Source organism: Pseudomonas sp. Fl5BN2 (assembly GCF_009908205.1).
In the GTDB taxonomy this organism is placed as follows: Bacteria; Pseudomonadota; Gammaproteobacteria; order Pseudomonadales; family Pseudomonadaceae; genus Aquipseudomonas.
The window spans coordinates 190,096-201,904 of sequence record NZ_JAAARL010000010.1 but is presented as its reverse complement, the minus strand read 5'-3'; the positions used below and the strand labels follow the sequence as shown (position 1 = coordinate 201,904).

Sequence of the window (11,809 nt, the reverse complement as noted above, 5' to 3'; positions counted from 1 at the left end):
AGGAATCAGGCTTCTCATGGGCGAACTGGCCAAAGAAATCCTCCCGGTCAATATCGAAGACGAGCTGAAACAGTCCTATCTCGACTACGCGATGAGCGTAATCGTCGGGCGGGCACTGCCTGATGCGCGCGATGGCTTGAAGCCCGTGCACCGGCGTGTGCTGTTCGCGATGAGCGAGCTCGGTAATGACTGGAACAAGCCGTACAAGAAATCTGCCCGTGTTGTCGGTGACGTGATCGGTAAGTATCACCCCCACGGTGATACCGCGGTGTACGACACCATCGTTCGTATGGCTCAGCCATTCTCCCTGCGCTACCTGCTGGTAGACGGCCAGGGTAACTTTGGTTCGGTCGACGGCGACAACGCGGCGGCCATGCGATACACCGAAGTACGCATGACCAAGCTGGCGCACGAGCTGCTGGCTGACCTGCACAAAGAAACCGTGGACTGGGTGCCGAACTACGACGGCACCGAGATGATCCCGGCGGTCATGCCGACCAAGATCCCCAACCTGCTGGTCAACGGTTCCAGCGGTATTGCCGTGGGTATGGCGACCAACATTCCGCCGCACAACCTCGGTGAAGTCATCGATGGTTGCCTGGCGCTGATCGACAATCCCGAGCTGACCGTCGATGAGTTGATGCAATACATCCCCGGCCCGGACTTCCCGACCGCGGCAATCATCAATGGTCGTGAAGGCATCATCGAGGCCTATCGTACGGGCCGTGGTCGCATCTACATGCGCGCCCGTTCGATCATCGAAGACATCGACAAAGTCGGTGGCCGCCAGCAGATCGTCATCACCGAGCTGCCGTACCAGCTGAACAAGGCGCGCTTGATCGAGAAGATTGCCGAGCTGGTAAAAGAGAAGAAGCTCGAAGGCATCACTGAGCTGCGCGACGAGTCGGACAAAGACGGTATGCGCGTAGTCATCGAGCTGCGTCGTGGAGAAGTGCCGGAGGTGATCCTCAACAACCTCTATGCCCAGACCCAGCTGCAGGCAGTGTTCGGTATCAACATCGTTGCGTTGATCGACGGTCGTCCACGGATCCTCAATCTCAAGGATCTGCTGGAAGCCTTCGTCCGTCACCGTCGCGAAGTGGTTACCCGTCGTACTGTGTTCGAGCTGCGCAAGGCTCGTGAGCGTGGCCACATTCTCGAAGGCCAGGCCGTTGCGCTGTCCAACATCGATCCGGTTATTGCTCTGATCAAAGCGTCGCCAACACCATCGGAAGCCAAGGAAGCGTTGATCAGCACGCCTTGGGAATCCAGTGCGGTGGTGACCATGGTTGAGCGTGCGGGCGCCGATTCCTGCCGTCCGGAGAACCTCGATCCGCAATACGGCATGCGCGACGGCAAGTACTTCCTGTCGCCAGAGCAGGCGCAAGCCATTCTGGAACTGCGCTTGCACCGCCTGACCGGTCTTGAACACGAAAAACTGCTGGCCGAGTACCAGGAGATTCTCAACCAGATCGGCGAGCTGATCCGTATCCTCAGCAGCGCCACGCGCCTGATGGAAGTGATCCGCGAAGAACTGGAAGTGATCCGCGCCGAATACGGTGATGTGCGTCGCACCGAGATTCTCGATGCCCGTCTCGACTTGACCCTGGGTGACATGATCCCGGAAGAAGAGCGCGTGGTGACCATCTCTCACGGTGGTTATGCCAAGACCCAGCCACTGGCTGCGTACCAGGCTCAGCGTCGTGGCGGTAAAGGCAAGTCGGCTACCGGCGTCAAGGATGAGGACTACATCGCTCACCTGCTAGTAGCTAACAGCCACACCACGCTGCTGCTGTTCTCCAGCAAAGGCAAGGTGTACTGGCTGAAGACCTATGAAATTCCTGAGGCTTCCCGTGCTGCACGTGGTCGTCCACTGGTTAACCTGCTGCCGCTGGATGAGGGTGAATACATCACCACCATGCTGCCGGTCGAGGAATACACCGAAGGTCACTACATCTTCATGGCGACCGCCAACGGCACCGTGAAGAAAACACCGCTGGAATCCTTCAGTCGTCAGCGCAGTGTGGGTCTGATCGCATTGGAGTTGGATGAGGGCGACGTACTGATTTCTGCCGCGATTACCGATGGCGAGCGTGAAGTCATGCTGTTCTCCGATGGTGGCAAGGTCACTCGCTTCAAAGAGTCTGATGTTCGTGCCATGGGTCGTACTGCGCGCGGTGTTCGCGGCATGCGTCTGCCAGAAGGCCAGAAGCTGATCTCCATGCTGATTCCGGAAGAAGGCAGCCAGATCCTTACCGCTTCGGCGCGTGGCTACGGCAAGCGTACGGCGATCACCGAGTTCCCTGAGTACAAGCGTGGTGGTCAGGGCGTTATCGCCATGGTCAGCAACGATCGTAACGGTCGCCTGGTAGGTGCCGTGCAGGTGTTGGATGGTGAGGAAATCATGCTGATTTCCGATCAGGGCACTCTGGTTCGTACCCGTGTCGATGAAGTGTCGAGCCTGGGTCGTAACACTCAGGGCGTAACCCTGATCAAGCTGGCCAGCGATGAAACCCTGGTGGGCCTGGAGCGTGTGCAGGAACCGTCGGAAATCGACGGCGAAGAGTTCGAAGGTGAAGACGGTGCTGAGTTCGACGGGGCCGCGCTGGACGTGGCTGCCGAGCTGGATGAGGCAGTTGATGGCCAACAGGCAGACGCCGCAGGCGAAGAAGAGTCGAAAGACTAAATAAATCGTAGCAGGGCAGAGTGTTTGCTCTGTCCGCTACCGTGAATGCATAGCGAGAGTGGATGTGAGCAAACGAGCCTATAACTTCTGCGCAGGTCCCGCTGCGCTACCTGAAGCTGTCCTGTTGCGTGCCCAGGCCGAATTGCTGGATTGGCATGGCAAGGGCCTGTCGGTCATGGAGATGAGTCATCGCAGTGATGAGTTCGTCTCCATTGCCACCAAGGCCGAGCAGGATCTGCGTGACCTGCTGAATATCCCCTCGAACTATAAAGTGCTGTTTCTGCAAGGCGGCGCCAGCCAGCAGTTTGCCCAGATTCCACTGAACCTGCTGCCGGAAGGCGGCAAGGCCGACTATATCGATACCGGTATCTGGTCGCAGAAAGCCATCGAAGAAGCCTCCCGCTATGGGCAGGTCAATGTGGCCGCTACCTCCAAGCCGTACGACTACTTTGCAATTCCTGGCCAGAACGAATGGCAGTTGTCGAAAGACGCCGCCTACGTGCACTACGCGCCGAACGAAACCATCGGCGGCCTGGAGTTCAACTGGGTTCCGCAAACCGGTGATGTTCCCTTGGTGGCCGACATGTCTTCCGACATTCTGTCGCGCCCTGTGGATATCTCTCGCTTTGGTATGATCTACGCCGGCGCGCAGAAGAACATCGGCCCCAGCGGTATCCTGGTAAACATCATTCGCGAAGACTTGCTGGGACATGCCCGTTCGCTGTGCCCGACCATGCTCGACTACCAGGTCGCGGCAGATAATGGCTCGATGTACAACACCCCGCCGACCCTGGCCTGGTACCTGTCCGGCCTGGTGTTCGAGTGGCTCAAGGAGCAGGGTGGTGTAGAAGCCATCGCCAAGCTCAATGATGTCAAGCAGCGCACCCTGTACGACTTCATCGACGCCAGCGGCCTGTACAGCAACCCGATCAACAAGCCTGACCGCTCGTGGATGAACGTACCGTTCCGTCTGGCGGACGACCGCCTGGACAAGCCGTTCCTGGCCGGTGCTGAGGCTCGTGGTCTGCTGAACCTCAAGGGTCACCGTTCGGTGGGTGGGATGCGTGCCTCTATCTACAACGCCGTGGACATCAATGCAGTCAACGCGCTGGTGGCCTACATGGCAGAGTTCGAGAAGGAACACGGCTGATGTCTGAGCAAGAACTCAAGGCCCTGCGCCTGCGCATTGACGCCCTGGACGAGAAGGTCCTGGAGCTGATCAGTGAGCGTGCGCGGTGCGCCCAGGAAGTCGCCCGGGTCAAGATGGCCACCCTGGCAGAAGGCGAAGTGCCGGTGTTCTATCGTCCGGAGCGTGAAGCCCAAGTGCTCAAGCGCGTGATGGAGCGTAACCAGGGGCCTCTGGGTAATGAAGAGATGGCGCGTTTGTTCCGCGAGATCATGTCTTCGTGCCTGGCTCTGGAGCAGCCGCTGAAAGTGGCTTACCTCGGCCCTGAAGGTACCTTCACCCAGGCTGCGGCCATGAAGCACTTCGGGCATGCGGTGATCAGCAAGCCAATGGCAGCGATCGACGAAGTGTTCCGTGAGGTCGCTGCCGGGGCGGTGAACTTCGGCGTGGTGCCGGTGGAAAACTCCACCGAGGGTGCGGTCAACCACACCCTTGATAGCTTCCTCGAGCACGATATGGTGATCTGTGGCGAAGTTGAGCTGCGGATTCACCACCACCTGTTGGTAGGTGAGAACACCAAGACTGACAGCATCAGTCGTATCTATTCCCACGCTCAGTCCCTGGCCCAGTGCCGCAAGTGGCTGGACGCGCACTACCCGAATGTCGAGCGGGTGGCGGTGTCCAGCAACGCCGAAGCGGCCAAGCGAGTCAAGGGTGAGTGGAATTCGGCAGCCATTGCCGGCGACATGGCTGCGGGCTTGTATGGTCTGACGCGTCTGGCCGAGAAGATCGAGGATCGTCCGGACAACTCCACGCGTTTTTTGATGATCGGTAGCCAGGAAGTGCCGCCAACCGGCGACGACAAGACTTCGATCATTGTCTCCATGAGCAACAAGCCTGGTGCGCTGCATGAGTTGCTGGTGCCGTTCCATGACAATGGCATCGACCTGACGCGAATTGAAACCCGGCCTTCGCGCAGTGGCAAATGGACCTATGTGTTCTTCATCGATTTCGTCGGCCATCACCGTGACCCGTTGGTCAAGAGCGTGCTGGAGAAGATCAGTCAGGAAGCAGTGGCACTCAAGGTGCTGGGTTCCTACCCGAAAGCGGTTCTCTGAGGCTTTAACAATGAGTGGCGACTTCCTCGCACTGGCACAACCAGGCGTGCAACAACTCTCGCCTTACGTTCCGGGCAAGCCCGTGGACGAACTGGCCCGTGAGCTGGACATCGATCCGGCCACTATCGTCAAGCTGGCGAGCAATGAAAACCCGCTGGGCGCCAGCCCCAAGGCTCTGGCGGCGATCCGCGACGAGCTGGCCGAGCTGACCCGTTATCCGGATGGCAACGGTTTTGCCCTCAAGTCCCTGCTGGCCGAGCGCTGCGGCGTGGAAATCAACCAGGTGACCCTGGGCAACGGTTCCAACGACATCCTCGAGCTGGTGGCTCGCGCCTATCTGGCGCCTGGCTTGAATGCGGTGTTCAGCGAGCACGCCTTTGCCGTCTATCCCATCGTTACCCAGGCCGTCGGCGCCCAGGCTCGCGTGGTTCCGGCCAAGAGCTGGGGGCATGACCTGCCGGCCATGCTCAAGGCGATCGATGAGCAGACCCGCGTAGTGTTCATCGCCAACCCGAACAACCCGACCGGTACCTGGTTCGGCGCTGAGGCGCTGGACGAGTTTCTGCAGGATGTGCCGGCCCACGTGCTGGTAGTGCTGGACGAGGCCTATATCGAGTACGCCGAAGGCAGCGACCTGCCGGATGGGCTGGATTTCCTGGCGGCCTACCCGAACCTTCTGGTCTCGCGGACCTTCTCCAAGGCTTATGGCCTGGCGGCCCTGCGGGTCGGCTATGGGCTTTCGACCCCGGTGGTGGCAGATGTGCTGAACCGTGTGCGCCAGCCTTTCAACGTCAACAGCCTGGCTTTGGCAGCGGCCTGTGCCGCGCTGCAGGATGTGGATTATCTGGCAGAGAGCCGTCGTTTGAACGAAGCCGGCATGCAGCAACTGGAAGCGGGTTTGCGTGGCCTGGGCCTGGGCCTGGGCTGGATTCCTTCCAAGGGCAACTTCATTGCCGTGGATCTGGGGCGTGAGGCTGCGCCGGTATTCCAGGGCTTGTTGCGTGAAGGTGTGATCGTGCGTCCGGTGGCCAACTACGGCATGCCGAACCATTTGCGCATTACCATCGGCTTGCCGGCGGAAAACACTCGTTTCCTTGAGGCTTTGGCCAAGGTTCTGGCTCGTGGTTGATGTCATTCCAATGCAATCTGCTGTGCCTATGATCGGTCGCCTGGTGGTGATCGGCCTGGGATTGATTGGCGGCTCCTTCGCCAAGGGTTTGCGTGAAAGTGGCGTGTGCCGCGAAGTGGTTGGTGTCGATCTGGACCCGCAGTCCCGCCAGTTGGCGGTGGAGCTGGGGGTGGTAGATCGCTGTGAAGAGGACCTGGCCCTGGCTTGCCAGGGAGCCGATGTGATCCAGCTGGCGGTGCCGATCCTGGCCATGGAGAAACTGCTGGCCTTGTTGGCTGGCATGGATCTGGGGCAGGCGGTGCTGACCGATGTCGGCAGTGCCAAGGGCAATGTGGTGCGGGCTGCGAAAGAGGCTTTTGGCGGTATGCCTGCGCGTTTTGTTCCGGGGCATCCTATCGCCGGTTCCGAGCAGAGTGGTGTTGAAGCCTCCAATGCGCAGCTGTTCCGTCGGCACAAGGTGATCCTGACGCCTCTGGAGCAGACCGATCCTGCTGCATTGGACCTTGTCGACAAGCTCTGGTGCGAGCTGGGAGCAGATGTCGAGCACATGCAGGTCGAGCGTCACGACGAAGTCCTGGCGGCGACCAGCCACTTGCCGCACCTGCTGGCATTCGGCCTGGTCGATTCCCTGGCCAAGCGCAGTGAAAATCTCGATATCTTTCGTTACGCTGCGGGCGGGTTCCGCGATTTCACGAGAATCGCCGGCAGCGACCCGGTCATGTGGCACGACATCTTCCTCGCCAATCGCGAGGCGGTACTGCGCACACTCGATACATTTCGCAACGACCTCGACGCCTTGCGCGACGCGGTCGATGCAGGGGACGGGCATCAGTTGTTGGGCGTATTCACTCGCGCCCGGGTTGCCCGCGAGCATTTCGGTAAAATCCTGGCCCGCCGGGCCTATGTGGACGCTATGAACTCCAACGATCTGATTTTCCTGGCAAATCCTGGTGGCCGCCTGTCTGGGCGGATTCGTGTACCGGGCGACAAGTCGATTTCCCACCGTTCGATCATGCTTGGCTCCCTGGCTGAAGGCACCACCGAAGTCGAGGGGTTTCTCGAGGGTGAAGATGCTCTGGCGACGCTGCAGGCGTTTCGCGACATGGGGGTGGTCATCGAGGGCCCGCATCACGGGCGTGTGACTATTCATGGTGTTGGTCTGCACGGCCTGAAGCCGGCGCCGGGTCCGATCTATCTGGGTAACTCCGGTACTTCGATGCGCTTGCTCTCCGGTCTGCTGGCTGCGCAGAGTTTCGACAGTACGCTGACGGGGGACCACTCGCTGTCCAAGCGTCCGATGAATCGTGTGGCCAACCCGCTGCGGGAAATGGGCGCGGTGATCGAGACTGCGGCCGAAGGTCGTCCGCCGATGGTGATCCGTGGCGGTCACAAGCTCAAGGGGCTGACTTACACCTTGCCGATGGCCAGCGCCCAGGTTAAGTCTTGCCTGCTGCTGGCTGGCTTGTACGCTGAGGGCAAGACCACTGTCACCGAGCCGGCGCCGACCCGCGACCATACTGAGCGCATGCTGCGTGGTTTCGGCTATTCGGTCAGCGTCGACGGCGCCACCGCCTCGGTTGAGTCGGGCGGCAAGCTCAAGGCGACCCATATTGAAGTGCCGGCGGATATTTCCTCCGCTGCATTCTTCCTGGTGGCGGCTTCGATCGCTGAAGGTTCAGAGTTGGTGCTGGAGCATGTCGGGATCAACCCGACCCGGACCGGCGTGATCGATATCCTGCGTTTGATGGGGGCGGATATTCGTCTGGAAAATCAGCGCGAAGTCGGCGGTGAGCCGGTTGCTGATTTGCACGTGCGTGCCGCCAAGCTCAAGGGTATCGAGATTCCTGAGGAGCTGGTGCCTCTGGCAATCGACGAATTCCCCGTGCTGTTCGTGGCCGCCGCCTGCGCCGAAGGGCGTACTTTGCTGCGTGGCGCGGAAGAGCTGCGGGTCAAGGAGTCTGATCGTATCCAGGTAATGGCTGATGGTTTGCTGACCTTGGGGGTCAAGTGCGAGCCGACTCCAGACGGCATCATCATTGATGGCGGCCAGATTGGTGGTGGTGAGGTTCATGGTCACGGCGATCACCGTATCGCCATGGCATTCAGTGTTGCCTCGCTGCGCGCCAATGCGCCGATTCGTATCCATGACTGTGCGAACGTCGCTACCTCGTTCCCGAACTTCCTCGCGTTGTGCGCGCAGGTGGGGATTCGTGTCGCACAAGAGGCTCAGTCGTGAATATCAAGGCGCCTGTGATCACCATCGATGGGCCAAGTGGTTCGGGCAAAGGCACCATTGCTGGCAAGCTGGCCAAGCATCTGGGTTGGTGCCTGCTGGATTCCGGGGCTCTGTACCGGTTGCTGGCTTTTTCTGCGCGCAATCATGGTGTTGATCTGACTAACGAAGAGTCGCTGAAGCTGCTGGCGGCTCACCTGGATGTGCAGTTCCTTGGTGCCACTGAAAATCATCCGCAACGGATCATTCTGGAAGGCGATGATGTGACTGACGACCTGCGTAATGAGCAGGTTGGCGCCTGGGCTTCCCAGGTAGCGGCTCTGCCGGCTGTGCGTGATGCCTTGTTGCAGCGCCAGCGCGCATTCCAGGAACCGCCGGGCCTGGTTGCGGATGGTCGTGACATGGGGACGGTGGTATTTCCCGATGCGCCATTGAAGATCTTCCTGACTGCCAGCGCCGAAGAGCGTGCCCGGCGGCGCTACTTGCAGTTGAAGGGAAAAGTCGATGGTGTTAGTCTGTCGAGTCTGCTAGATGAGATTCGTGCGCGTGATGAGCGCGATACCCAGCGAGCGGTAGCCCCGCTCAAGCCGGCGGCTGACGCCATACAGCTGGATTCCACGGAGTTGTCCATCGATCAGGTGTTGCAACACATCTTGAGTGAGATCGCCATTCGCGATATTACCGGGTGAATAAGGAGGGTCGCGGGGGACCAGTCATAGTCCTGCGATTTTTCTTTTATATGAACGTAACCCACATCGTCTGGGATGTGGCAGATGGGCGTATTCTTCGCCCTTATCAACAGGAATTAAAATGAGCGAAAGCTTTGCGGAACTCTTTGAAGAAAGCCTAAAAACCCTGAACCTTCAGGCAGGCTCCATCATCACCGGTGTTATCGTCGACATCGACTACCAAGCGCGTTGGGTAACCGTTCACGCTGGTCTGAAGTCTGAAGCACTTATCCCGCTTGAGCAGTTCTACAACGATGCTGGCGAACTGTCCATCAATGTTGGTGATGAAGTTCACGTTGCTCTGGATTCGGTTGAAGACGGCTTTGGTGAAACCAAGCTCTCCCGTGAAAAAGCCAAGCGCGCTGAATGCTGGATCGTTCTGGAAGCAGCCTTCGCAGCTGAAGAAGTGGTTAAGGGCGTTATCAACGGTAAGGTTAAAGGCGGCTTCACTGTCGACGTTAACGGCATCCGTGCGTTCCTGCCAGGTTCTCTGGTTGACGTCCGTCCAGTGCGCGACACCACGCACCTGGAAGGCAAAGAGCTCGAGTTTAAAGTCATCAAACTCGACCAGAAGCGCAACAACGTTGTCGTTTCCCGCCGTAGTGTCCTTGAAGCCGAGAACTCCGCTGAGCGTGAAGCTCTGCTGGAATCCCTGCAGGAAGGTCAGCAAGTCAAAGGTATCGTCAAGAACCTCACCGATTACGGCGCATTCGTCGATCTGGGTGGCGTCGATGGCCTGCTGCACATCACCGACATGGCTTGGAAGCGCATCAAGCATCCTTCCGAAATCGTCAACGTTGGCGACGAGATCGATGTCAAGGTTCTGAAGTACGATCGCGAGCGCAATCGTGTTTCCCTGGGCCTGAAGCAGCTGGGTGAAGATCCATGGGTTGCTATCAAAGCTCGTTACCCAGAAAGCACCCGCGTTACCGCGCGCGTAACCAACCTGACCGACTACGGCTGCTTTGCTGAGCTGGAAGAAGGCGTTGAAGGTCTGGTACACGTTTCGGAAATGGACTGGACCAACAAAAACATCCATCCTTCGAAAGTCGTACAAGTCGGCGACGAAGTGGAAGTTATGGTTCTGGACATCGACGAAGAGCGTCGTCGTATCTCCCTCGGCATCAAGCAGTGCAAGTCCAACCCATGGGAAGACTTCTCTGGCCAGTTCAACAAGGGCGATAAAATCTCCGGCACCATCAAGTCGATCACCGATTTCGGTATCTTCATTGGTCTGGACGGTGGCATCGACGGCCTGGTTCACCTGTCCGACATCTCCTGGAACGAAGTGGGCGAAGAAGCCGTACGTCGTTTCAAGAAGGGCGACGAGCTGGACACCGTTATCCTGTCTGTTGATCCAGAGCGTGAGCGTATCTCCCTGGGTATCAAGCAGCTGGAAAGCGATCCGTTCTCCGAGTACGTACAAGAGAACGATAAAGGCGCAATCGTTAAGGGTGTTGTAAAAGAAGTTGACGCCAAAGGCGCCATCATCACCCTGGCTAACGACATCGAAGCTACTCTGAAAGCCTCCGAAATCAGCCGTGACCGCATCGAAGATGCGCGCAACGTTCTGAAAGAAGGCGAAGAAGTTGAAGCCAAGATCATCAGCGTTGACCGTAAGAGCCGTGTAATCCAGCTCTCGATCAAGTCGAAAGACGTTGAAGACGAGAAAGAAGCTATCCAGAGCCTGCGCGACAAGCCAGCTGCTTCGGATATCGCTGCTGGTCCTACCACTCTGGGCGACCTGCTGCGCGCACAGATGGAAAAACAGAACTAAGTTCTGTTAGACCATAAAAAAGGGCGACTTAGGTCGCCCTTTTTTGTGTCTTGAAATTGTCAGGGATGATACTGGTGTGGAGGGAAACCAACGTCTGCAATGAGTTGTCTCTTTAGTAAGCGAGCCAATTACATATTAAGGTCTAGGCTTTGTTTAACAGGTGCGGTGTTTGAGCAGCAGGGGCTGCCATAAGGAAGAGTATGACCAGGCTAGTTGTAGTTGTTTTGGTTCTTCTCCTGGCTGGGTGTACGACCAACGTAAAGACTCACGTGGTTCGTGGGGTCAGTGGCATAGAGATCGATTGTTCCGGGTTGGGGGCGGGTTGGGATAAATGTTACAAGCGTGCTGAGCGCGAGTGTAAGGCTGCTGGTTATAAGGTCATTACCAAGTCTAGCGATTCCAAGGAAGAGGAGGGTGATTACCCTTTTGGTTGGAATCCGGCCGGTTACTTGACTAGAACGATGCTCGTCATGTGTCGATAAGACGGGTTTGAGCTTTTTGCCGTCGTGCCTCTGGTAATGGAAAAGAGGTTTGTGCTGGCAAGTCGGCACTTGGGCTGTTCAAAACCTTCAGGGCATGCTAAAACCTTTTGAGCACTGACCTAGCTGCTTGAAAAAGAAGGGAAAAATATGACGAAGTCGGAGTTGATCGAACGAATTGTCACCCATCAAGGGCTGCTCTCATCCAAGGATGTCGAGTTGGCCATCAAGACGATGCTTGAGCAAATGTCTCAGTGTCTGGCTACTGGCGATCGGATTGAGATTCGAGGGTTTGGTAGTTTTTCGCTTCACTATCGTGCTCCTCGGGTAGGACGGAACCCAAAGACGGGTCAGTCTGTTAGCCTTGACGGAAAATTCGTTCCTCATTTCAAACCGGGTAAAGAGCTTAGGGATCGCGTTAATGAGGAGGAGGGAAGCGACTTTTGAATTTTGGATGTAGAAAACTATAATGTTTTGATATTTATGAGGATATGGCTTTCGGTATGGTTTTGCTGTGCTCCATTGAGAAAATT

The 11,809-nt window shown here is 57.7% G+C and carries 9 protein-coding genes; all 9 read left to right on the top strand.

Features of this window, described 5'->3' with window-relative positions; genetic code table 11:
- Positions 1-16 precede the first annotated feature (16 nt).
- On the top strand, positions 17-2,686 hold the full coding sequence (gene gyrA / locus GV819_RS16255; protein WP_161757072.1) for a DNA gyrase subunit A: 2,670 nt from the start codon (positions 17-19) through the stop codon (positions 2,684-2,686).
- 64 nt (positions 2,687-2,750) lie between these two features.
- Positions 2,751-3,836 (top strand): 3-phosphoserine/phosphohydroxythreonine transaminase, encoded by a 1,086-nt coding sequence (serC, locus tag GV819_RS16250; RefSeq protein ID WP_161757071.1) that lies wholly within the window; start codon positions 2,751-2,753, stop codon positions 3,834-3,836.
- Positions 3,836-4,930 carry a prephenate dehydratase gene (pheA, locus tag GV819_RS16245; protein WP_161757070.1) on the top strand — a complete coding sequence of 365 codons (1,095 nt, stop codon included), beginning with the start codon at positions 3,836-3,838 and terminating at the stop codon, positions 4,928-4,930. Before serC ends, pheA begins: the two co-directional genes overlap by 1 nt.
- Before the next feature lie 10 nt (positions 4,931-4,940).
- A complete protein-coding gene (hisC, locus tag GV819_RS16240) occupies positions 4,941-6,059 on the top strand; it encodes a histidinol-phosphate transaminase (protein WP_161757069.1) in 1,119 nt (372 codons plus the stop codon).
- Positions 6,060-6,087: 28 nt separating this feature from the next.
- Positions 6,088-8,295 carry a bifunctional prephenate dehydrogenase/3-phosphoshikimate 1-carboxyvinyltransferase gene (locus GV819_RS16235; protein ID WP_161757120.1) on the top strand — a complete coding sequence of 736 codons (2,208 nt, stop codon included), beginning with the start codon at positions 6,088-6,090 and terminating at the stop codon, positions 8,293-8,295.
- On the top strand, positions 8,292-8,981 hold the full coding sequence (gene cmk / locus GV819_RS16230; protein ID WP_161757068.1) for a (d)CMP kinase: 690 nt from the start codon (positions 8,292-8,294) through the stop codon (positions 8,979-8,981). Before GV819_RS16235 ends, cmk begins: the two co-directional genes overlap by 4 nt.
- Positions 8,982-9,102: 121 nt before the next feature.
- Entirely contained in the window at positions 9,103-10,797 is a 1,695-nt protein-coding gene (gene rpsA, locus GV819_RS16225) for a 30S ribosomal protein S1 (protein WP_007931318.1), read from the top strand.
- A gap of 200 nt (positions 10,798-10,997) precedes the next feature.
- A complete protein-coding gene (locus GV819_RS33225) occupies positions 10,998-11,279 on the top strand; it encodes a hypothetical protein (RefSeq protein WP_256667513.1) in 282 nt (93 codons plus the stop codon).
- 147 nt (positions 11,280-11,426) lie between these two features.
- Positions 11,427-11,723 carry an integration host factor subunit beta gene (ihfB, locus tag GV819_RS16220; protein ID WP_161757067.1) on the top strand — a complete coding sequence of 99 codons (297 nt, stop codon included), beginning with the start codon at positions 11,427-11,429 and terminating at the stop codon, positions 11,721-11,723.
- Positions 11,724-11,809: the final 86 nt, after the last annotated feature.